At 38.6% G+C, this 24004-nt stretch carries 17 protein-coding genes, 3 pseudogenes and 2 other annotated features; of the genes and pseudogenes, 6 read left to right on the plus strand and 14 right to left on the minus strand.

Annotation, left to right across the window (positions count from 1 at the left end; genetic code table 11):
- Positions 1-454 precede the first annotated feature (454 nt).
- The 9 genes and pseudogenes from DTOX_RS06980 to DTOX_RS24745 form a co-directional block, all read right to left on the minus strand.
- Positions 455-2137, minus strand: a complete 1683-nt coding sequence (locus DTOX_RS06980; protein ID WP_015757018.1) for an IS1634 family transposase — start codon at positions 2135-2137, stop codon at positions 455-457.
- A 144-nt stretch (positions 2138-2281) separates the two neighbouring features.
- A pseudogene (locus DTOX_RS22060) lies at positions 2282-2446 on the minus strand (IS66 family transposase); the annotation flags it as partial.
- 117 nt (positions 2447-2563) lie between these two features.
- Positions 2564-3592 carry a tyrosine-type recombinase/integrase gene (locus DTOX_RS06985; RefSeq protein WP_015757019.1) on the minus strand — a complete coding sequence of 343 codons (1029 nt, stop codon included), beginning with the start codon at positions 3590-3592 and terminating at the stop codon, positions 2564-2566.
- Entirely contained in the window at positions 3582-4553 is a 972-nt protein-coding gene (locus tag DTOX_RS06990; RefSeq protein ID WP_015757020.1) for a tyrosine-type recombinase/integrase, read from the minus strand. Before DTOX_RS06990 ends, DTOX_RS06985 begins: the two co-directional genes overlap by 11 nt.
- Positions 4550-6475: a tyrosine-type recombinase/integrase gene (locus tag DTOX_RS06995; protein ID WP_015757021.1), complete on the minus strand. Its 1926-nt coding sequence runs from the start codon at positions 6473-6475 to the stop codon at positions 4550-4552. Before DTOX_RS06995 ends, DTOX_RS06990 begins: the two co-directional genes overlap by 4 nt.
- Before the next feature lie 140 nt (positions 6476-6615).
- Positions 6616-7956: pseudogene (tnpC, locus tag DTOX_RS07000) on the minus strand (IS66 family transposase); the annotation flags it as partial.
- A 120-nt stretch (positions 7957-8076) separates the two neighbouring features.
- A complete protein-coding gene (gene tnpB, locus DTOX_RS07005) occupies positions 8077-8439 on the minus strand; it encodes an IS66 family insertion sequence element accessory protein TnpB (RefSeq protein WP_015757023.1) in 363 nt (120 codons plus the stop codon).
- On the minus strand, positions 8433-8729 hold the full coding sequence (gene tnpA, locus DTOX_RS07010; RefSeq protein WP_015757024.1) for an IS66 family insertion sequence element accessory protein TnpA: 297 nt from the start codon (positions 8727-8729) through the stop codon (positions 8433-8435). Before tnpA ends, tnpB begins: the two co-directional genes overlap by 7 nt.
- A 74-nt stretch (positions 8730-8803) precedes the next feature.
- Complete coding sequence (locus DTOX_RS24745) at positions 8804-9091, minus strand: SOS response-associated peptidase family protein (protein ID WP_083773526.1); 288 nt, start codon at positions 9089-9091, stop codon at positions 8804-8806.
- Between the two features lie 247 nt (positions 9092-9338).
- Positions 9339-9499, plus strand: a sequence feature (23S ribosomal RNA rRNA prediction is too short).
- 22 nt (positions 9500-9521) lie between these two features.
- Here DTOX_RS24745 and DTOX_RS22070 point away from each other — a divergent pair.
- Positions 9522-10298, plus strand: a pseudogene (locus tag DTOX_RS22070) (transposase); the annotation flags it as partial.
- Positions 10299-10689: 391 nt separating this feature from the next.
- On the opposite strand, the gene DTOX_RS07020 reads toward DTOX_RS22070, so the two are convergent.
- The gene (locus tag DTOX_RS07020; RefSeq protein ID WP_015757025.1) at positions 10690-12246 is read right to left on the minus strand and encodes an IS5-like element ISDce1 family transposase; all 1557 of its coding nucleotides are present in this window, start codon (positions 12244-12246) and stop codon (positions 10690-10692) included.
- A gap of 581 nt (positions 12247-12827) precedes the next feature.
- Between DTOX_RS07020 and DTOX_RS07025 the strand changes: the two genes are divergently transcribed.
- The 3 genes from DTOX_RS07025 to DTOX_RS07035 are packed head-to-tail and all read left to right on the plus strand — an operon-like array spanning position 12828 to position 17849.
- Positions 12828-14144: a radical SAM/SPASM domain-containing protein gene (locus tag DTOX_RS07025; RefSeq protein ID WP_042315517.1), complete on the plus strand. Its 1317-nt coding sequence runs from the start codon at positions 12828-12830 to the stop codon at positions 14142-14144.
- Between the two features lie 18 nt (positions 14145-14162).
- On the plus strand, positions 14163-16838 hold the full coding sequence (locus DTOX_RS21360) for a DEAD/DEAH box helicase (protein WP_015757027.1): 2676 nt from the start codon (positions 14163-14165) through the stop codon (positions 16836-16838).
- Between the two features lie 15 nt (positions 16839-16853).
- A complete protein-coding gene (locus DTOX_RS07035; protein WP_015757028.1) occupies positions 16854-17849 on the plus strand; it encodes a hypothetical protein in 996 nt (331 codons plus the stop codon).
- 437 nt (positions 17850-18286) lie between these two features.
- On the opposite strand, the gene DTOX_RS23850 is transcribed toward DTOX_RS07035, so the two are convergent.
- From DTOX_RS23850 to DTOX_RS07050, 4 genes are all read right to left on the minus strand, one after another.
- Positions 18287-18988, minus strand: coding sequence for an IS1634 family transposase (locus DTOX_RS23850; RefSeq protein WP_207636008.1), 702 nt, complete (start codon positions 18986-18988; stop codon positions 18287-18289).
- On the minus strand, positions 18985-20148 hold the full coding sequence (locus DTOX_RS23855) for an IS1634 family transposase (RefSeq protein ID WP_207636009.1): 1164 nt from the start codon (positions 20146-20148) through the stop codon (positions 18985-18987). The genes DTOX_RS23850 and DTOX_RS23855 overlap by 4 nt, the downstream gene beginning before the upstream one ends.
- A 207-nt stretch (positions 20149-20355) precedes the next feature.
- Positions 20356-20582 (plus strand) — a sequence feature (23S ribosomal RNA rRNA prediction is too short).
- A gap of 169 nt (positions 20583-20751) precedes the next feature.
- Positions 20752-21477: a GntR family transcriptional regulator gene (locus DTOX_RS07045; protein ID WP_015757030.1), complete on the minus strand. Its 726-nt coding sequence runs from the start codon at positions 21475-21477 to the stop codon at positions 20752-20754.
- Positions 21470-22174 carry a creatininase family protein gene (locus DTOX_RS07050; protein ID WP_015757031.1) on the minus strand — a complete coding sequence of 235 codons (705 nt, stop codon included), beginning with the start codon at positions 22172-22174 and terminating at the stop codon, positions 21470-21472. The genes DTOX_RS07045 and DTOX_RS07050 overlap by 8 nt, the downstream gene beginning before the upstream one ends.
- Positions 22175-22900: 726 nt before the next feature.
- On the opposite strand from DTOX_RS07050, the gene DTOX_RS24750 reads away from it, so the two are divergent.
- Entirely contained in the window at positions 22901-23428 is a 528-nt protein-coding gene (locus DTOX_RS24750) for an IS630 family transposase (RefSeq protein ID WP_042315521.1), read from the plus strand.
- A 19-nt stretch (positions 23429-23447) separates the two neighbouring features.
- Complete coding sequence (locus DTOX_RS24755; RefSeq protein ID WP_242652418.1) at positions 23448-23951, plus strand: IS630 family transposase; 504 nt, start codon at positions 23448-23450, stop codon at positions 23949-23951.
- Positions 23952-24004: the final 53 nt, after the last annotated feature.

The following is a 24004-nucleotide window of genomic DNA, read 5'->3' on the forward strand; positions in this document are numbered from 1 at the left end:
ATACGACATATTACGACAAAATCTCTAAAGGAGCGTAAGCGCTTAATTTAAGGGTGCATTAAAAAAAGAACTCCCAGTACAACTCAGGTACCGGGAGTTCTTTTTATTGTTTTGTGTTGCGGCAGCAATCTGGAATCTTTTGCGACCAGGGCATCAAATCCTCAAGTAACGACAGATCGCTTTTAAAGTCTAAACCTGGCATTTTGCTGAAGATATGTACGAGATACATATATCCCACGTTCCGCATCTAGCATATACAAACACAAGCAATTTTGCTTTAGGCCGATAAATTTACTTTTATTAACATGACATATTATTGAATTTACACTTTTTATACCTTACTATTGAATTTTATATTTACATTAATTCAATATATTTACATTGCAATAAATGCAAACCACCTTAATGTTTTTAAATAAACAAATTTAACATTTTAGGGTGAGTAGTTATGGGTTTATGATACTATATATAATTCTTTTAGGTATATCGACTCATCAAATCCTGTCAACCGGATTATTTCTAATTGTTGTTTGCTTGTTTTGGTTGGTAAATATCTCTCTTTCTTTCCTAATTTATAGGTAATATGAATTATTGTAAAGTTCGTCATCTCTTGCAAAATCAACATTCCTGTTGGTTGTTTAACTTTTGAACGATAGCTTAATTGAAGGGCTTTCCCTTCTGCTGCTAGATTTTGTCTAACTCTACGTTCCATAAGTGCATAAATTAACAGGGTTATCAAGAATATATATCCAAGTGCTTTTACTCTTGACGGCTTTTTCAAAAAGACTTGACCTAATATTGCGGGGTTTTTTAGAAAGCGAAAGCGCATTTCCACTGTGTTTTGTTCTTTGTAATGCCGAAGGATTGTTTCTGCTGTATTTTCCCTTGGATTTTTTAAATTGGTGATCAGTACAAATGTTGATGCCCTTTCTTTTGCCATTTGCCAAGCCGTTTCATTCATTACACTAACTATAGCCTTTATGCGATAAATTATTTTTACGGGGGACTTTTCTTTTGTTTTGGGGCGCCCTACACCTTTTTTTTCTTCAGCAATTACTTCTGCATCTAAATGGTAGAACTGTCCGTCTTGTTTCTTTTTCATATGTCTTAAGTACGAGATGGCATCTTTTTCGCAAGCAAATTCTCGTTTACCAATTTCTTTACAGATTTTTTCTAATTTTTTCTGTTCATTCTCAGCAGTACGTTTCAATGTTTTTTCTTTCTTTTGATCAAGATTTGATGAATGTACGATAATAAACCGGTAACGACGGTCGCCCAATTTCACTTTTATGGACTGAAGCTTATATACAGCAGCGTTTTTATCCAGCGATATATTCTCTATTTCTTGCCACTTATCTTGGCGAAAGGCCCAATCTTTAAGTGACGGTACTATTCCAAATGTCTCAGGAATTCGGGATATGAAGCGAATGTTTTTCTTGGCTAAATGTTTTAGGTTATCTATGGTAACCAGTTTTGAATCAGCTACGTATATGGTTTCTGGACTATTAAGTGATTTTAACATTTCCGGCAATTGTTCGATTATTTGTTGATTCCATTTCACATCGTTTAAGTTGCCATCGTTTATTGTTCCCATAAGAGGTATTCCTTCGGGAGTTACTACTGCACCAGCTACTATTTGCTTACAGTCCCGATGGCCGTCTTTGTTAAATCCTCGAACTATGTTTAATGTCTCCGACGAAGCATTGGCATAATCTCCATAAACAGTAATGGATGTAGTATCACCATGTGCTAAATCTACTCTAAAACGGTGTTTTAAATGTGCTTGTAAAACTATGTTAGAATACAAATGGTCTAGATTTGATTCAGCTAATCGATCCAATGTATTTCCTAAAGCATCGTCGTTGAAATCAGTTGCTTGTACCGTTGGACCAAATAATGCTTCTACGTCCATATCTTTAAAAAATTCAGATACTCGGTACAAAGGTTTTCGGTCTGTCAATATGTTTATAATCATGGCTTCTACATAAAGGCCTGGTGAATTATTACATTGTTTTTCATCCCAGATTACCTGATTGTTAATGATTTGTACTAAATTTATTTCTCGGGTAAGTGCAGCTATTATTGCGCTGGGCCCCACCTGTAAGCTATTAATATTTTGTAGTATTTGGTTTTCCATTTACTTACCCCCCTAATCTATTAAGGAGGCATTTGACATCATTGCTTGTTTTTCCTGCAAAAAAAACATCTATTACCATTGCATTTTTCAACAAAAAATATTTAAATTTCAGCCTAAGTTTATCTGTTTGTAATAATTATTGATTTATTTCCTTAAGGGTACGGAATGTGGGATATATGCATTGAGTTGATTCGCTTTTGCTGTTTCTACAATGCTGTAAACCACTGCGCTCGCTTGGGCTCCTTTTTTCGTAGCAGCAAACAGCCATCCTTTGCGTCCGACTACAAATGGACGTATTGCATTCTCAGCGCGTAATCCAAAACATTGGATTACGCGCTTTATCCACAGGAATATATAATCCTCAGGATTTGCAGAAAACCCTTGTTATTAGCGGAGTTTCTGCCTGAATCCTGAGGATTATGTTTTTCACCTAAGACCACATAGCTTAGCCATTTCCTCTTCAGAGCCAACCCAAAGCGGTTTTTCTTCTCTCGTCTGGGGAGCTTCAACAGAATCCATCGCTTCGCGCATCATGGCTAAGGAAGGCTTTGCGTAATAGACCCGTGTAGTATCGAGAAAGGCGTGGCCCAGTATCCTGGAGATAAGTGCAAGCTCAATTCCGTTCTGGTACAGATTTGTAGCCCTTGTTCGCCGCAGCATATGGGGATATACACGTAGCGGTATATCCGGACAAGATTCTCTAGCTTTGTCAGCATACTGCTGTATGAACCGTTCCACGTTACCCTCCGACATTTTCCCGGCTCTGCCTTTAATGACTGTATAGAAAAGCAGATTGCTATCCGGGTTGTCCCTTGAGCGATAAACATCAAGATATTGATTAACGTGTTTCACGGTTTTGATGTTAATTGCAACAACGCGCTCCTTGCTGCCCTTACCCATAACACGGATGTAGGGATTATCTTGGTTCAAGCAGATATCATTTACCCGAAGGTTCAATATCTCCGCAAGCCTGACAGCGCTGTCGTATAATAAGATCATAATAGTTCGGTCCCTTAATCCCATACGGCTACTGGCTGGTTGGATAAAAATGGCATTTAGGGCTTCCTCAGAAAGTACGAATTTCTCAGTCACAGGGTTTTTTAATTGGGGAATACGGCTTAGCTCAAGAGCGATGGATTGCAGGGTCACATCTTTGTCTGCTGCAAACCATAGATAGGATTTGAGCGCCGCCAGGCGTTGGTTACGTGTGCCGGGCTTATTCCCTTGAGCTGCCAAATATTCAAGGAACCCGAAAATGCAGTTCCGCGTACACTGTGCAAATGTAAATTTAGTTATGGATATATTGAGCTCGTTCAGCACGTATCTGCGAAAAATAGTCAGAGCATCCCTGTAAGACTCTATCGTGTCAGGACTCCGTCCCACTTGCTTTACCATATATATGTCAAGAAACTCATAGGTCATTGAGAAAAACAGATTACTGTTGCTATTCTTCATGGGGGACCACCTCGGGGATAACCCTTTTAGCAACACTGTCGTGCTTTCTGACTATTTCAAATGCGAATACAACCAGATGATAATAATACTGTGTTTCATCAATTGAGGCATGTCCAAGATATCGGCTCAAATAAGGCATCATGGCTTCGAAATCCTTGCCTTCTTTCATCCAGTCATTCATTTTTGTTACCACATATGTATGCCGGAGGGAATGAACTGTAGGTTTTTTATCAACCTTTCCCGCATAAGGAGTCATATTCCACAATTCGCTAAACTTTTTATCAATGCTTGTTTTCGAAAATGGTTTAAATTCATCCCGCCCCGGGAAGAACCAATCCCTGTCAGGCAACAATTTCTGCATGAGCCTGTCATAGTTCCTACACATTTGCAGCATGTCTCCAGACATGAAAACCACACGGTCCTTATGCCCCTTTGACTGGTAGATGGAAAGACAGCCATTTTCGAGGTTGACTGTGGATCTTTTTAGATAACAGCCTTCGGACAATCGTAACCCACAGCAGTAGAACAGCCTGAACAACACACTGTATGATAATGAGAAACGCCGAAAATTTGGCTGGCAAGGTAGGAAGTTGTCAACAGCTTTGTAAAACTCATGTACTTCATCGAATGATAGAATATGCGGGACTGAAATTTCGTTTGACTCGAAAGCGCGGGGAATGTAGGCCTCCATATTTAAAGAAATCACATACAGAGCTAATTGCCTGACGAAAGAAACCCTCTGATTGCGATAATTTTTACTTTCCGATGGCCTTTGCTCAGCCCAGGCCATCACCAGCTCTCTTGTCAGGCTGCCATTATCATATCCGTTTTCGATACAGAATCGATCAAAGCGTTCCAGCATATACGCTTCAAATTCGTAGCTATAGCCATCAGCCCGTTTTTGCCGGATCAAGCCCGAAATATATGGGGCCAATTGGCTTTGATACTCATAGTTTTTCATAGACTGAACCCTCCTGAATATTCGATACCCTTTAACCCAATGGCACATAAACGCATTTGGTCTTCATTGGTAGCAAGATACTCATCAACTGTATCGACGCCAACATGTCCCAGTGCTGCAGCGATTGTTGTAGCAGGATTGCCAGTTGCCAGAAGCTTTGAAGCAAATGTTTTTCTGGTCACGTGGAAACCGTGTATTGCCTCATCTTCACACTGAGCTGTTACCGCTGCTTTCAATAACCTTCCAAAGGTAGCACTACTAAATCTACAATAGGGAGCCCGGTGATGAATAAAGATATGGTGGGAATTGCTTTGGGGTCTACCTTCACATATATAACGGTACAGGCTGTTACCTACATCAACAGGTAATGGTAGTTTTAAATGCACACCTGTTTTTTGCTGAATAAAAGAAATTGAACTATCTTTCCATGAGATGTCGGTCAGTTTAAGGTTTGCAATGTCGGATGCTCTTAAACCCATTCTGAGCCCCAACATAATAATTGCAGCATTTCTCATCTCAATCGGGCGGTCAGCGTTTTGCCGAAAGGCATAGATAGCGTCGATTTGGTTATCTGATAAAATATTTACAATAGATATGTGCGGTGCCATTTCTGTAGACACCGCAAGTTCGAGTGTCTCAGGTACCAGACCTCTTCTGGCAAGAAACCTTAGAAAACCACGGATCTTAATAGCATAGGCGTTCTTTCCTTCAACTGTACTGTGGTTATCCTGAGCCTGAAAATGCTTAATAACTTCAGGCGTAATCCCCTTTTCACTGATAATACCGTGATTATCTAAAAAAACAATGAAACGGGAACAGGAATGGAGTATCATACCCAGGGTGGAACTGGCGCAACCTTCGCGTTTTCTCTCCAGGAGATACTGGGATAACAAGTTGTTGCCCCAACCGGGAAGTGAGTATTTGGGTTTATGAGTTGAAAAGCAACTGGTTGACAGAGTCCCCGTTATTAAAATCTCATTAATGCTTAGAAGAACTCTTCTAAAGACCAGGTACTTTGTTCGGGACCATTTTGCTCTTTGAAACTCAAGCCATTCCAAAGCCAAATCATTGGAATATGCGAATAAGTTTGCATCCATAAAAACTTTAAAATCTCTTGTAGCCTGAATAAACGACTTTCGAATAGAGAACGAATATTTCCAAATTTTATGTATTTCAGCTAGTTGAGTAGTAGCCGCGTCATATTCCATCTTCGACCGGGAGATTTCTTTCTCAATATTATTAAAAAACCTTGAGAATCTATTGCGCTCTGATTCCGGTAATTCCGAAACAATAATAAGATCGGGAATGACAAATTTGTTGAGTGCAAGTCCTACGGTTTTAGGAATTAGTCCCTGGTCAGCCATATACATAAGACAATGGCGAATTTCATTGTTACATCGATCCTTAGACTCTGATGAAATATGGCTATCTTTGATAAAAAATGATTTCACAATGTCATGGGTAATCTCAGAGGGCTGACTTATATCTGCATACTCCAAAAATAAAAAGAAACGCGAGCAAGCGTTTCTTATCTGATTCAGGTATAAAGTTCCATAGACGCAAGTTATCCTTGTAAGATAGTTGTCCAACAATGTTCTGCTCCAATTTGGAAGCTGAGTGTAGGGTGGCATACGTTCAATTTTAGTTTGCAGACTCTTGGTTACACAACCGTTTTCCATAATGTCTGCCAGTACGCTCATCGCTTTTCTTGAACTTTTGAGTTTGGAGTTATTCCAGTGTTCTTTACTGTCATTAATCCACTGTTGGGCAAGTTCGGGGGAATGTTGAAGACCGGTTGCTTCCAGATATACTTTGAACTCCCTAGAGGCAACCCGGAATGCAGAACGGCAACTTTCTGCATATTCAAGCGTGCGATATGCGCTGAGACCGGCTTGAACTGCTTCATCATAACATAGATCCATGATAACCCTCCTCGTAGTTTTACCACTAGTATCCTATGCCGTTGATGAATTGTAAACATAATCCTCAGGATTCAGGCAGAAACTCCGCTAATAACAAGGGTTTTCTGCAAATCCTGAGAATTATATATTCCTGTGGATAAAGCGCGATTATTGGATAATTCAATGCATCCATCTTCTAGAAACGTATTCAGCGATGTTTTTTGGTTAACTGAATAGGTTATAGCCTCGGCAAGTCGGGAGCCTTTTAGAGGGTTTACTGTTTCAAGCCATGACCAATAAGCCTCAAGAACTGGTTTGGATCGTTCCTGACGCTGTAATTTTCGTTTTTCCGGAGAGAGTTGTGCCAAATCCCTCTCAATGGCGAACAGCTGGTTACAGTATTCAAAACCCACCGCCGCAACAGAGCCTTCAACATCTCCACTCTTGGGTATTGCCTCCTGATATTTCCGGCGCAGGTGGCTCCAACAACCACATCGGGTTACCTCCGGAACTTTGCCATATCCGCTGTAACCATCAGTTTGTAAGAAACCGTTAAAACCGTCTAAAAACCGCCTCGCATGCTCGCCTGACCGAGTGGGTTGGTATTCAAACAGCACTACTGGCGAATCTCCGGTATTACCCGAGCAGTAGACCCACATCCGAGACTCTGAGGATGGCTTCTTTCCTTCCTCTTTCAGCACCTGGATTACAGTTTCATCAGCATGAATTACTGCCTGCTTCAGGAGATGACACTTCATGGTCTCCCAAAGAGGTACCAACCAGTCGATTGCAGCTCGGATGATCCAGTTAGCTAAAGTTGCTCGAGAGAGTATTACACCCTGATTGGCCCAGTCTTTTTCCTGCCGGTACAGTGGCATGCCGTTAACATATTTCTTATACATGACATGGGCCACCGTAGATGCTGAAGCCAGACTGCGTTTGATGACAGGTGCGGGAGTGGGCGCCTTCACAATGGTTGCTTCACCCGTTTCTTTCTCACAGCTTTCGCAGACATAGTTTTGCCGAATATAGCGAAGAACTCTAACTTGTGCCGGAATGATTTCTAATTCTTCCCGAACTGTTTCCTTGCCGAGAACCCGCAGGTCTCCGCCGCATTCTTCACAAAGAAGCTTATCTTCCTCCAGTTCGCAGAGGATTTCCACTACGGGAAGATTTGCCGCCAGTTCTTCCTTGGTCCGCTTGGCTTTCCGTGTGTGCCCGGCAACAGCTACTTTGTTGGGCTCTGGAGCATGTCGGTTTGACTCGACCTCCGCTTCGTTGAACAGGGACAGCTGATTATTATCCTCCCCAAGCACATACTTGCTTTTTTCGCTGGATTGGCCATACATAGACTTCTGGAATTTGACTAATATATCAGTTAGCCGATCAATACGTACCTTTTGTAATTCAACTGTTTTAAACTGTTCCTGAAGTTGAGTTTCAAGCTTTGAAATATATTCAGTTACCTCGGGTGTAAGACCCGTCAAATTTATCTTTTCCATAGTTGTAATTATACCACAAAAATGCCTATTTTTCTAGCAATATCAGGGGATTAAGGCACTTTTATAAAAATATTCGTGCTTTTATGTCAGATAATTTTTGTGCATTTACAGTTAATTTTCTCAGTAAAAATTCCTGGCAGTTATCTCACCAAAACCCCTTGGTGGATCTATGGACATGCCTTCCATGAGTAGTTGTAGTTGCTTAACTGTTATGTTTCTCACATCGGTCGGCTTTTTAGGCCATTTAAATCGGGCTCCTGCACCATCTAGCCTCTTGTAGTATAATACAAAGCCGTTTTTGTCCCAGCTTAGGCCTTTTAAACGATTGCGGCTTCGGTTACAGAACAGGAAAAGATGGTTTTTAAATGGATCCATATTAAACTGCTGTTTTACCATAATAGCCAGGCCGTCTACCGAGCGCCTTAAATCTGTAACTCCACAAGCCAAAAAGATCCCGTCATAGCTGGTGATGTCTTTCAGCATACGCCATCAACGACTCTAAGCACGTCTGCAAGCAGGGCAGGACTGAATCCAGATTCAACGCAAATTGTCCATTTACCGCAGCTAAGCCGGATTTCACCTTGGATACATTTTTCCTTTTCTATCGTTACATTTGCCCACTGCTGCAGCGCATGTTGCTTTTCTCGATTTACTCTCCTTGCCCAGTTAAGATACTGACTATATTCGATATCCTTTGCTTGGCACCACGCCTTTGCGGTCATTCCGCTAGCCCTACATTCAACTACAAGTGCATGCTGTTCTTGCTTATCCAATTTTATACCTCCATCCCGTGGCTTAATAGAGATATTTTCTCACAGATAAAGTATGTTGACCATGCGCCTTTAAATTAAGCGCTTACATTCCATTCAAAGAATCCGTCAGTTGGTATAAGGCAGTGCCGTTGATGAAAAGAATCTCTAAAGGCTGGTTTTTGTTCTACTGTCTCTGATCTGGCATTTATCAACTTATAACCGATAGATTGTTCCTTTGCCCAGCGAGGTATTAATCCCCATCGCATCAGGGAAATAACCCTTTGATTTAGAGATCTTGGATTATATTTAAATTCTTTTGCATTAAGATGAAAATGATTTTTAATTTTTGCTACATCAGTTGTTAAAGTAAATCGACCGCACATGTAAAACAATTTGTTTATTCTTTATGCTCATAAACAACTTAGTCCCAATAGAAAAAAATAAATTATTAGTGCATATCTCAAAACAATTATATTTAAGTTCTATTGGATATGATTCGACATAAAAAGAACTTATCCTACCAGTTTATGGATCAATTTTTCTAATGGTTGTAATTGATTTTACTTATGCTTTTGTGCTAATGTTAAAACATGGGTTCCGTAATATTTAGTTGAGTTAGTTAATTATTTAGGAAAGGATTTACGGAACAGTCTACTAGTACGAGAGGACCGGGATGTACGGATCACTGGTGTACCGCGGTTGTCGCGCCACGCAATGCCGGGTAGTTATATCCGGAAGGGATAAGCGCTGAAAGCATCTAAGCGCGAAGCCCACCTTAAGATTAGTTTTCCCTTCTAAAAGAATAAGACTCTTATCATCCGTCAGGGTGTAGCTAAAGATAGAATCATATCAATAGAAGACCCGGAGATGCGTCATGGACGCAAAACTACCAGCAGCAAAACAGATGGATATAAGGGCCATATAAAGTCCGGTGGTAAAGATAACAAAATAATTACAGCTGTAGAAGTAACTGCAGCCAATGTCCCGGATAGTGAACCGATACCAGACTAGATTGAGCAACGCAAGGAAAATACAGGTAAAAATCCTGATACTCTTAGTGGCGATACCGCCTACGGTGGCGCAGAAACAAGAAAATATATGGAAGAAGAGGAAATCGAACTAATTGCAAAAGTACCGCCAGCAATAAATAAAAATGGTTGTTTTAACAAAGACAAATTTGTCATTGATCTAGATAACAAATATATAGAATTCGCCGGAGTTCGGTTGGAAATAAATAAGGAACTTGGAGAAAAAGAAGTATGCTGTAAGTTTCCCAAAGAACAGTGTCAAAACTGTCCATTAAAAGATCAATGCACCAAAAGCAAAGATGGTAGAACGGTAAGAATACACCCACATGAAGTAATATTACAAAAAGCACGCAAACAACAACAAACTGAAGAGTTTAAAGAGACATACCGTTTTCGTAGTCGCGTTGAAAGAATAATTTATTGTGTTACAAAAAACGGGGGTCGGAAGGGTAGATATAAGGGGCATGAAAAAAATAGATTCAAGTCGCAGCTTCATGCAGCCATAAATAATATAAAAGTTATTCACACTGTAGCTGAAAAAAATCCTGTTTCAGTTGTATAGGGAGAAGTGCGCCCATTTATAAGAAAATTGAGATATATCCCTATGTTAGTTATTTATATAGTTAAATTACCATATTAGTACTAAGATTTTACTAAATTATCTTCAGTAGTTGAACATATTTGCCTAATATTGGCACATAATAAACTTAGCTTGAAGAGGGTAATAAAAAAAGAGTATTTTTGAAACACTCTCCTAGGAGACCGTTTCAAAAATACTCTTTTTTTGATTTACCTTAATAATTTCAACTACACAACTGGAATTAATAGATAAAACCACAGTATTTGGTGATTGTTTCTATCAAAAGAGCATCAAACAATTTAATTAAACAGCATAATGAAGCATACACAACACCATTTTCCATATAATTCCTAACGAATAGACACACTTATCCCTATACAACTATCGCAGGATTTTTTTTAGCTAAAGAAAGTATTGTTTTGATATTATGTAAAGCCGTATGGAGTTGCAACTTAAATCTATTTTTTTCAAGTCCATTATATTTACCCTTTCGGGCTCCATTTTTAGTAACACAATAAATTATTCTCTCAATCCGACTACGGAAACGATACTCCTCTTTAAACTCTGCTGTTTGTTGTTGTTTACGTGCCTTTTGCAATAATGCTTCATGCGGATGTATTCTTACTGTTCTGCCATCTTTACTTTTGGTGCATTGATTTCTTAGATCGCAATTTTGACACTGTTCTTTTGGGAATTTACAGCATATTTCCTTTTCTCCCAGTTCCTTATCTATTTCAAGTCGAACTCCGGCAGGGCATTCTATAAATTTGTTATCCAGATCAATGATGAATTTGTCTTTATTAAAACATCCATTTACATTGGTTGACGGAGGTACTTTGGCGATTAGTTTGATTTTTTCTTTTTTAATGTGTTTTCTGGTTTCAGCACCACCATATGCGGTATCACCGCTAAGGGAATCAGGTTTACTTCCTGTATTTTCTTGACGCTGCTTGATTAAGTCAGGTACAGGTTCACTGTCCGGAACGTTAGCAGCAGTTATTTCTGCAGCTGTTATTATCTTGTTTTCTATACCGCCGGACATGATGTGTCCCTTGTAACCATCTGTTTTACTGCTCGTTGTTTTGCGTCCATGACGCATTTGCGGATCTTCTACTGATATGATTCTGTCTTTAGCTACACCCTGACGGATGGCTATATTTCCATCTTTTTCTTCAATGTCCTGCTCTGCTACTATTTGCAAAAGTTCTATGCATTGGTTTAGTTCTTCACTGATTTTGGCTTTGTTCTCTTTTGCCCATAAGGCTATTGTTCTGGCGTCAAGGACCATTTCTGTGAGTAATTTATTGCGAGCTTCTATGTTATCCCAGTCTATAGTGGGTTTTTTATTGTTAAGGTAATCATCACGATTGAGTTTTTGTCTTATATCTTCAATAAAGCCCTCAACGTCAGCCTGGCGTAATACCCGGGCTGTGGCTTTCCGGATCATGGTAAAGGTACTTTGACGGGCTGCCGCTCCATGAATCATAAATGAGTCGACAGCATCTTTATTAGCTTCTTCGAATAGCCCTGCTTCTGCTGCATTTTCTATTGTTTTCTTTAATATTTTCTTTCCCTGCTCGTCTTCTAAGAATATTTTGCGATATCTGCATAATGTGGCATGGTCAAGTTTTATCTGGGGGGTACGGCTAAGGCAAAGTGCATATTTTACGCGGTCATCGAACATTGCTGATTCTTCCATAACACGATCGGAGTATTGTTTTTCAAGCTGTATCAGTATGGATTTCAGCATAAACACCGGGGGTAATGACGGGCGTCCCCTATTACTGGAATATAGATGGGCAAAGTCATCATCTGACAGATTTTCTTCTGCCCATTGACGCACTTTATGCCAAAATGAATTTTGGGGTATTCGTTTATACCATTCATCTGTATCAGAAAAGTTAATTTGATTTGTTAGTTTACCCATCATGGCTAAATACCCCCGCATATGGTTATTTATTTTAATTATACCATATTTACTCGTATTTTTGGGGACTTTCTTTGGATCTTATTAATTAGGTTAAAGCCTGCTTTGCAATATCTATACATTATATTAGGGAGATTGATTTTTGAAACAGTCTCCTAGGTGAGGCAAATATTAAAGGGAATTATTGTTTCTGATGATCTTCAATGTAAAAATTATTGCACTAATTTATAGACATTTGTATGTGCCGAAAGTGCGAAATAAAGCCTTAAAGGACTTTATATATTAATATTATTGACTTTTATGTAGTTAGTGGTATAATGTTCCTAAAAAATATTAATATAAGGAAGGTTGATAAAATGAAGAAAATTACTTTAAAATGGAAAGTTGCTAAAATCAAAGACAGTGCTCGAGTAAGCGCGATGTATTGCTTTAAAAGCTGTGAAAAGAACCAAAATTAGTTCTACATAGTATTGATCGATATGAGATATATTATATAGATACGATTTATTTGTCGCTTGGTAAATAGGATGAATAAATCGTTTTTTTTATAGATTATTTTCTTTTGAGGGAGTATGTACGTGACTATGGATGAACGTGAGATGCAATTAGACATTACAAAACAATACAACATGCCGAATAACTTATCTCGTAAATATTTGCCGGATGGTATTTTAATAATTTCTGTTGATACGGCCAATTGGGTTTTGTTGCATAATCATGAGCAGGAAAAGATATTTGACTTGTTAATTGCCTATTCTATTGAAGATGTCCTAAACCAGCTTGAAAGTTCTGACCTGAGTCTGGACGACCTCTTGTATGTGCTGACTGAATTGGAAGCAAAGCAATTTGAATCCGACAAGCAGAAAGAGCAGGGATTGAAAAGCCTAAATCTATATATGACGAACAAGTGCAATCTTTGCTGTAGACACTGCTATATGTTTGCGGGCACGCCGCTGGAGAATGAGTTGCAATCAAACGAAATACTTGTTTTGCTGAAAGAATTTCAACGGTACGGTGGATGTAATCTCATTTTATCCGGCGGAGAGATTACAAATCGTGAGGATCTGAGAGAAATTGTCTCAGCAGCAAACGAACTTCATCTAAAAACCACTTTGCTTACCAACGGAACCGATTGGCCCGATGATTTAGTCGAATATATTTCCGATAAAGTTGCCGAAGTGCAAGTGAGTATTGATGGTTATGATGAGGAGAGTAACTCGAAAATAAGAGGTATCGGACAATTTCAACGAGCTCTTGATACTGTTAAACGTTTATTTGACAAAGGAGTTCGTGTAACAGTTGCAGTAACCCCTATGTACCCCATTGATAAGGTGAAATACATTAATTTTGGTAAACTGTTGATGGATACATTTTGTAGCGAAAATTTCAACATAAAATTCTCGTATGAGCTTATGGGGGGGCGGGATTATTCATCAACTCATATTGATAATGAGGCATATCGTAAAACTGTCGAGGACATTGTGGAATTCATTTATCCGGGTAACAAACTTGAAAAATTTGCCCTTAATCACAAAAATAAAATGTTATTCAGCAACTGCGGATACGGAGCACTGACGGTAGCTGCAGACGGTGGTGTGTTTTTTTGCAATAGGGTGTCTGATTTAAAATGTTACGGAAACATAAGAGATATGACTTTTGAAAAAATTGCTCAGCTTGCGGATAAAATCTGCGTGCTGTCGGATGTTGATAATTTAATGCCCTGCAAAGACTGTAACCTTAAATATATTTGTGGAGGTGGCTGCAGGATTGCTTATGTCCCGTCAATTTTACAGGCTGATCCGTATTCGGAGCTTGTTTTTCAAAGGGAGGGTTGCTCTGAGTCCGACAGGATAAAATTGTATAATAAAATGATAGCGGCAAACCACTTATTCTATTGGTAGGACTTAGGGGATGTTACAGTGAACGATTTAATTATTAAGATAAATTTAAAAGAGTCCACAGAGCAATACTGCCTTGTTGAGACATATCTTGGCCAGTTAAAGGTCCTGAAAAAGCGGACATTTTCAGGACCTCTTAAGGCAGTTGATGTCTTGTTGGTTGATTGTGTAAAGAATCTATCTGATGATTTGTTGGAAGAAATAAAGGATTTCCTCCGTGATGAGTCGCGACAAATTAAAAAGAATAAATACCTGCTTTCATTTTCGCATTTTATAAAATTTCTTTCATTATTGGACAATGTCAGAGGGATCTTTTGCACGTCTTACGATAGATCTCTATATGAATTGGACGGTCTGAATAAGGCCGAATTCAAAATAGCTGCCGGCGATACTTCAAATTTTCGGGGGCGGCTCTATCTCGAAATTTCTGGTGGAGAACACATCTATCTTAACAAAAAAAGCTATTGTTTTAATGTTTTCGGGGAAACATTCATTTTTACACGTAATCATCTTTTTATTATTAACCAAAGTGTGAACGTTCCTATATTGAAAGAGCTTCTCACGTCAAAGCGAAGCATACTATCAGAATCCGATCTAAACCGGCTCCATAATACGAAAGAATCAGGAAACACGGAAAAAGTAATCGCGGATCTGCATCCAGTTCCAGTTTTGTATGTTATGTTTGCTGGTGCAAAGGTTTCCGGAAAACTTTTCTTTTCCTATAATGGATATGAGGTGCCATGGAATTCATCTGAGGAACATCTTAACGATGAACGAAACGGTACCGTTTATCTGCGCAGTTTAATAGACGAGAGGCGTGCTTTGTCGCAGATAAGAACTGCTGGATGGAAACAAACAGCGGGCAATAGCTTTATTTTGGGAAATGGTGTGTCTGCAGAGAGAAGCTTGTCGACACTATTAGAAAGCCATTTTGAAATCATGACATTTGAGCATAAAAAAATTTGTTCCTCCAAAAGCGCCAGCTTTAACATATCATATGGATTGGATTGGTTTGAATTAACAGCAACTGCTGCGGGGAAGGAAGACAAGCGCGACCTGACACATCTAATTGATCTGAAATCTCGCAAACGTTATATTGAACTGGATAATGAAATGATCCTTTTACCAGATGCAATTTGGGAAAATAGGAAAATATTTAATGAAATTGGTAGCAAATTAAAAGTCGCTAAAAATCATATCGGTCAGATTTTTGAAATTTTGGAGCAGCCGGGTGTCACTTCAACATTTTCTCCGGATGAAATTATTGATTTTGAAAACATCCATCTGCTGCTACCATCCAAGCTGGATGAAATTTTGCGGCCATATCAGAAAGACGGTGTCCGATGGTTATTATACATGTACCGGAATAACTTTGGCGGATGTTTAGCCGATGATATGGGGTTGGGGAAAACAATTCAGGCCATTGCTTTTGTTATGTCCCGATATTGGGAAGGGAAGCAGCCAATGCGTGTATTAGTTGTTGTCCCCAAGACTTTGATTGAGAACTGGAGAGCGGAATTTAAAAAATTCGGAGGGACTATATGCGTTTGTATCTATCATGGCACAAACAGAGAGAAGGCTTTCAAGAAATTTGAACAAATCGGTGGGGTATTGCTAACCACCTATAACACACTTTTGAACGATATCGGGATTTTGAATATGATATCCTTTCATTGTATGTTCATAGATGAGGCGCAGTATATAAAAAACTATAAGGCAAAAACATATGTGGCGGCTCAAAAAATTAAAGCACGGTCAAAATTCATCTTGTCAGGGACACCTTTTGAAAATAACATTGGTGAACTATGGGCCTTGATAGATTTAATAAATCCGGGGTATTTAGGCAATCGCACCGCATTTATAAAGAGATATATTAACCTATCATCAGACAAATTAATTGCAAAACGTCTAAATGCCAGAATTAAGCCATTTGTTTTGCGGCGGCTGAAAAAAGACGTCCTGAAAGAGCTACCGGAAAAAACAGAGCTTAAAGTGATATGCGATATGGCTGATACGCAGCGAGAACTATATGAAAGCATTCTCATATCCGTAAAGAATGAAATAGCGCGTATGCCGAACCGTTTTGAAATCAAAGATGCATCTACTGTTTTAGAGGGGTTGCTGTACCTGAGGCAAGTATGTTGCCATCCTGCGCTATTGAAAAGAACGCTCAACTGGAATCATTGTGATGAATCAGGTAAGTTTGATTTGTTTAAGTTAAAAATAGATGAATTGCAGGCCAACCATGAAAAGGTTGTTGTATTTAGCCAGTTTACATCCATGCTTAGCATTATGAAAAAATGGGCGGAAGAGCAAGGATATGCTACATTTTATTTAGACGGAGCCACAATGAAACGACAGGAGGTTGTTGACAGCTTTGAGCGTTCGGATGAGGGAGTTTTCTTTATCAGCTTGAAGGCGGGTGGCGTTGGGCTTAATATTGTATCATGCCAATACGCGATTATTTATGACCCCTGGTGGAATCCGGCTGTTGAAAATCAGGCATCTGATAGAATTTATCGCATCGGACAGAAAAAAAACGTATTTGTTTACCATCTGGTCACGGCAAACTCTATCGAGGAAAAAATCGAGAAACTGAAAACCGAGAAGAGAGAAATTGCCGACAATCTCCTGCTCGACACTAGTATATCAGGCATACTATCAATTAAGGAATTAAAAAGGCTGATTGTGGAATAGAAAGAAGTGAGTGGAATGCAGAAAGATGGTTTGGCCAAGAATCTGATCAGGTACACTGCCTTTGCTGCTATGGTTGCATATATAGTAATAATGTTCATGATAGTGACCGCTGCTATTTTTAATATGAATAATAATCCGATAAACGCCGTTATCAACAACTTAAGCCAATCTAAACATATTACAACCGCCAGCATATCGGCAATTGAAGCTGCTACCTCGAATGCCATTTCATCTACTACTTTAATTGTCACGGTTGCAGGCGTTTTTATGACAGTACTATCTATTTTTGCAGCCATGCTTGTTTATATTACTAATGCAAAACTTGATGATGTGGGTAAAAAAATAGCTGAATTTGACACACGAATTAACGTTGAAACTTATATGAGACATGTGTTCTCTGGAATACGTTATTGGAGTAAGGGGCTTTACAGTTACGCATTAGAAGAATTTAAACCGGGATTAATGAGTAAAGACAATGCTTGCTGTTTAAGTGCAAACTATTATATGGGACTACTTTACATCGAACGGTTTAATGAAAATAAGAACCTTAGCGATTTCACGGAAGCAGAGTATCATTTGCAGAGAGCAATAAAATTTGCACCAGATATAGACCCAATTATTGTTAACGATTCATATGCCTCTTTTGGTTGCCTTTATGGACTTCGGGCAGAAAAAGATTTCGATAGCCCATTCCGTGACGATTATTTAAACAAATCAGAGGAATTTATAAAAAAGTCTATTGATTCATTCGGGCTAGCAGTACATTATAAGAATTTAGCCATCACTTATGCGCTTAAGAATAACATTGGGAAATCGATTGAATGCTTGGAAAAAGGAATTGAACGGGATGCGGAAGAGAAGGGAGTAATCGATCAAGAAATGCGAAAAGAAAAAGCCAGAGAGTTTATAGGAATAGGAAAAGAAAAAGTTCTATTTAGCGAGAAAGAAAAAGAATTAATTCCAGACATATGTGAAGAAATCATAGATTATTTCGTCAGGAAATATTGTTAGTAAAGACCATCCCGACAATGTAAATGCATAACTGTTTGGAAAGATGGCAAGGGGACACCCTCAATTGACATGATGACACAAGAAAGACATAAAATAATTCGGGTTATGGTAATGCCATGTGGAGAAAAAGGAGCACAAGGATATATTTATATTAGATACAAAATTACATGATAAAGGATTGGTTAAGTTTTCGATGGTTTACGAAGCCTAATTGTACAATTCAATAACTAGTTATTGGTGTAAAGTAACAGTGTTGGCGTGTCTGACCGACTCTATAGGACAAGGATTTCATGAGAGATACCAGAACGACATCGCTGAACAGCCAATGGAGGACTTCCTTGCCAAAGCGTATGGTAATTTAAAAGACTTAGCCCGACTTTCGATTTAGCAGGTTGTAAAGCCTTGAAATAGCTCAATTCCTTAATTTTTTTAGGTCACTACTTTCTTGAACCAACTAAGTTATGTTTTCTTCTTAATTTGTCTCTTGTTCCTAATAATTTGTAAATTTCCTTATGTGCCACTTCGGGTGTTCCAGATACTCGTATGTGATGAATATGTTGCTCACTGTCAGTAAAAATGATAGTATTCCGCTGGTGCGTAGAAAGTTCTTTTTTTATAGTAGACCATTCGCGGTGATCACCTTTTTCACGCAATTGGTGCTCAATACTAATTAATAAATGGTAAGCTAAAACTGAGATAAATAAATGTGCTTTAGTACGTTCTGATAGTTGATGATATACTGGCCGCATACCCAGTTCAGTTTTAAGATCTCTAAATGCACTTTCTACTCTTGTTAACGTCATATACTGATGCCATATTTCTTGGGCAGTCATGTTTTCATGACTGGTCTCAATTACATAGCAACCTGTCAAGATAGAACGTTTCTCCATGATGATTTTTTTGTCCCATGTTACTGACCTTACTTGCTTTTGGTCATCCGATAGTTCCATTTTGATTTCGTAATAACGATTTATTGTTGGATATCTACCCTTAATTCTACCAATTCGTTCTGCCACTTTATCAATTAGAATAACATTTTTCTTTGCCACTGAATTTTGTAGTTTGGTAATATCCTCAATAAATCTTTTTTCCTTTAATGCATTCATTGCTTGTTCTTTTCTTTCACGACCTACACTCAAACATAATACACGACTTCCTTGTTGCCGCTTTGCTTTGTTGCTAATGGGATTAGCGGTTTAATTCCTTCGTTTTTATCAATGCGTTCAAATGTACTGCGGGCATTTCTAAAATCTTCTTCATAGTCTTTTTCTACCGAACGGCGTTCGATGATAGTATAAGGGTATTTCTTGGATTTAATTAACTCAATGTTTTCTTTGGTTGCTATACCACGATCCATTACTATTGTAGGAAGTATGTCGTGAAAAACTAATCCACCGTCAGTATAGACCTGGTTTAATATTTCCTCCAATGTTTGTGGCTCAGATTGATTACCGCTGTATATTTGGCTAAATACCGGAAAGCCATACTGGTCTACCACCAGCGCCAGTGTAACTAAAGGACAATCAGTCCGCTTTTCTTTGGATTTACCCCGGGCTGCCAGTTCATTATTTTGGCAACTACCTTCAAAATATGTATTAGTTAAATCATATAAAAACAAGGTTGTATTTAGAGAAAATAAACTAATCTCATTGCTTCGCAAGCCCTGCTCTATCTGGCTTTTATGAGCATAAAGCACATCAGCAATCTCGTAAAAAGCATCCTTGCCCCGTGCTGTCACATCAACCGGAGTCATTTCTGCCAATGCTGTACGATTACAAAACCATTTCCAAGTACCCAAATCGCTTGAAGGCGCAACTAACCTGCCAATAATAACGGCTTTAGACAAAGATATTTCGCTTTCATCTAAACCACAGGATTTTAAAAAAGTGTCAAATTCTAAACGTTCCCACATTGAATTGGCGACCAATTCTGGACCCAGGGAGCGAGAATCTCCAGTTGTTGCGCTGTTCAAATCTACAGAATACATGTCCTCTTGTGACTTGCGCTCCAATTTCTCCTGCTGTCTGGTTTGGGTAAAGAGATAGTGTTCCATAGCCTGATCAGCAATCTTGGCAACATCAGGATCTAAATCTTCAAATAGCGACACTTGCCCTGCCAGCCTGGCCTCTAAAAAGGATGCAAGTTTTCGCCACTCTGTTTTGGGCAGTGTAAGAGTACCCAAATGCATTCTTATCCGTTGGCGAGGGCCTTTCTCAGTCTTAACTGATTCAACCAGGCGGTGAGTAATATATTTAGTTTGTGTTTTTTTGTTTGTAGTAACATATTCATGAATAAACATACTACTATTCTATCAAATCGATTCAAAAAGGCAATAGGTTTCGCTCAGTGCAAGTAGATTTTAGGTCACTACTTTCAAAAATCAGGCACCCCGACCCAGTAAAATCAAGGGTTCCGGGGCCGGAAAAACACTATTTTGGCCCATTTTTGCTACTTGGAATCGAAACTCCGGTTAGTACTCCGTGGCTGTATCGACCACAGTCGCATCAAGACGGTAGGTAGGGCCGGGATGGACGGATCACCTGTGTACTGGTTGTCGCGCCAGCGGCAATGCCGGGTAGTTAAGGAAGGGATTAGCGCTGAAAGCATTAAGCGCGAAGCCCACCTTAAGATTAGGTTTCCCTTTGCAAGAATAAGACCCCTGGAAGACCACCAGGTAGATAGGCCGGGTGTGTAAGCACATATGTGTTTAGCTGGCCGGAACTAATAGGTCGAATAATTGACCTAATAATTCACGCTGTGCAGTTTTGAATGAATTGTAAAAGAATATAATATATTAAACACCTGGAACTATATACTAGAGGTATTGATGTAAGATTGTTAAATTAATAGTTTCCAAAATACTTAAATTATACTAAATGGAGTATCGATTCGGGGGGTTATATTACTTAACAACCGTTAAAGGAAATTCGTAAGTAAATTCATAGCAGTCTGCCCGATCCACAAGTAGACAGTATTCAAGTAAACAACCTTTCGAGTCGTAAACGAGCCTTGTTATCCTTACCGTCGGTAAGAAAGTAAGACGCGGCAATCGCAATAATTCTTGTTCTTCCAGATTAGGAGAAGAAACCACCAGCGATTCCCTGCAGGTTGTAGGATTAAAACCATACTTTTTCATAAGACTGTAAAGTTCAACAGCCGGATCCATGAGTTCCTCTTTAAATTTTTCCAGAGGAATATTGTTAGATAAATATGCTTCCGAGATAGCAACCGGAATATTGTCTCTATATTGCCTGGTTTTATATTTAAGAATCGGAAAGCTAAAATGCTTACTCACATCTTCGGGTGCCTCATCTGCAGTATCAATTATTTTGAGCTCTAAGATTTCCTGGGTACCTCGGCTACCGACCTCTGTAAGAAATCCGGCACTTCGGACAGAACGTTCCGGAGGTTTATATACTGTACGACGGTTGCTGCTGCTGCCGCTTGATATAACCAGTCCTTCTGTAATTAGTGCATTTACGGCCTGTTGAATAGTAGCCGCGTGAACTTCAAATGTTTTCATGAGTTCAAGATTAGTGGGAAAGTCCTGGCCTGGTTTGAATTTCCCTGAGATAATCTGCTCACGCATTGTATCCGCAATCTCTTCCCATTTTCTTTTTCTACTCATTTTCAACAAACTCCATAATAACTTTTTCGCATTCTTTGACAAGGATATTAAGTAAAGCAACTCCTTTTTCCTCAGTTGCCCGGGACGGAAAACCTATAGCACCGGTATCCGTATATCTTTTCATTCCGAGAACTTCAAACAGTGGTCTGGATGGAGAATCTACATCTTTAACACCCGAAGGATTAATTGTCTCCGGGTTTAAATGCATTATCAAGGAAGTTTCCCCTTCTCCAGCGTGCATATCTTTACTGATAGTTGTGGATATTCCTGCTTCTTGATAGGCAATATCCCAGGCCGATTTCGAAGGTGTCAGGAGTACCCTGGGACCAAAACGGTTGAGTTCTTGGACAACATTTCTCAGGAAATGATTGCCTTGGTGGCCGTTAACAATCACACATTTTTTAATATTAGAGAATTCAAGTGAATCCAGAATATCTTCAATAACTGCAGCTATTGTGCTGACTTTTAGTGAAACAGAGCCGGGAAACCCCGAATGCTCAAAAGAAGAAGTAAACGGGAATAAGGGTAATAAGTAAGATTTATTAAATTTACCGGCCAGCTTTGTTGCTAACCCGTTGGCTATAAGACTGTCAGTGGATAGAGGCAGATGCCATCCGTGTTGTTCTATTGAACCTACAGGGAGAATAGCAAACTCAACATCAGTTAATTCAGGCCACTTGGAATTTGTAGTTAACATTTTATCACCTCAAGAAACTTAATCTAAGTTTAGACTAATAAAAAGCTAAAAAAATATTGACAATATCTCAATCTAGATTTAGACTATTAAAAAGTATATTTTCTCGGTTTTTAAAAAACCAAAATAAGCCTTCGTTGTTTTAACTAATTATACCATGTTTTATTCAAAAGTTAAAATCACAAAATTGAAATCATTATATTGGCATATTTTAAATTGAACACTATGGGAACTTTCTAAATTCTTAGCGGGTTATATTTTTAATGGTAGTTTAGGGGAGATGTGGCCGGGATTATTTTAACGGTAGGCCACTGGTTAGGTTCCTTAACCGGTGGCGTGCCGCTAAATCAGTTATTAAAACTGAGGCAAATAACACGTTTAAATCTGGTATAGCGGTTTTATAAATACTGCTCTTTGACAACTGAATTCTAATAACCGGTGCTATCTTTGTTTAATAGAATTAGAGATTAGTACCGGGGTGACTGATGGAAATTATGTAGCAGGTAACGGCCATGAACTGGCTAAGAGTGCTACGCGCTCCCCGAAAGGGTCAGAAGTTACCGCTCTTATTACCTGATGTCGCAAAATAATAATATCAATAATAACCTTGATAATTATAAATTTATAACTATATCTGGTAAGTCTATATAGAAACGATTAATAAAGTAATGGTAATTTTTACTCCTATCCTGTAAAATAGAATCAAGTGTGGGGAGGGGTATTATTACCATGAGGAAATTGCATTTAAACAATCCACAAAATTTAACCATTGAGGATTTGAATAAGATAAAAAGAGAAACACCATATAAACTAAGATGCAGAGTTCAAGCTGTCATTCTTGTCATGAAAGGGAGACAAGCAAAGCAGATTGCCGAATATCTTGATATAAGTGAACAAACCATAAGAAAATACGTTGCTTACTTTAATGAAGGTGGAGTTGAAAAACTGCTTCATGTATCAAAAAAACCGGGAAGACCGCCAAGGCTAACCAATGAACAAAAAGAAGAGGTCAAAGAGGTACTGAAAAAATCACCATCAGAGGTTGGTTTTAGTACCCATACTACTTGGAATTGTAAAACCCTCGCTGCTTACATTCATGATACATACGGCATTAAATATACATCAGATGGTGTTTGGCGCATGCTTCTTAAGATGGATTTTCGTTATAATCGTCCCACTTATGTATTAGCCAAAGCTGATCCGGAAAAGCAAAAAGCTTTTCAAGATGAGCTGGAAGAGTTAAAAAAATCTCACTGAATGTGAAATACTCCTATATGTGGATGCATCTCACATTAGGGACTATCAAGGTTTACAACGAGCATGGTTCCCAAAAGGTGAGCAAAAAAAGATTAAGACCTATGGACACCATGCAAAAGTTACATTATACGGTGCTTTAAACTACTATACGGGTAAAGTTTTTTGTGTAAATTATGACAAAATCAATGCAGAAAAATTCAAAGATTTTCTTAAAAAATTGGTATCACATTTTTTAAAAGATGACATTTCTAAAATTTACATTGTTCTTGATAATGCAAGAGTTCATCATGCAAAATTACTTAAAGACTTTTTAGACGAGCATAAGGATCATCTGTTTTTGAAATTTCTTCCACCCTACTCACCCAATCTGAATTGCATAGAAGAGTTATGGAAATGGTTAAAAAATACAGCTATTTATAATCGCTTTCATAAAAATGCTTCAGAAATTCAAAAATCTGTTGACTCGTTTTTAGAGGAAATCAAATGCTGTTCGGAAGATGTGAAAAAGAGACTTTGCGTTTAATTTATAACGATATTTATTATTTCGGTTCTATATAATATTTTGGTTAGCTGGAG

The organism is Desulfofarcimen acetoxidans DSM 771 (assembly GCF_000024205.1).
Taxonomy (GTDB): domain Bacteria; phylum Bacillota; class Desulfotomaculia; order Desulfotomaculales; family Desulfofarciminaceae; genus Desulfofarcimen; species Desulfofarcimen acetoxidans.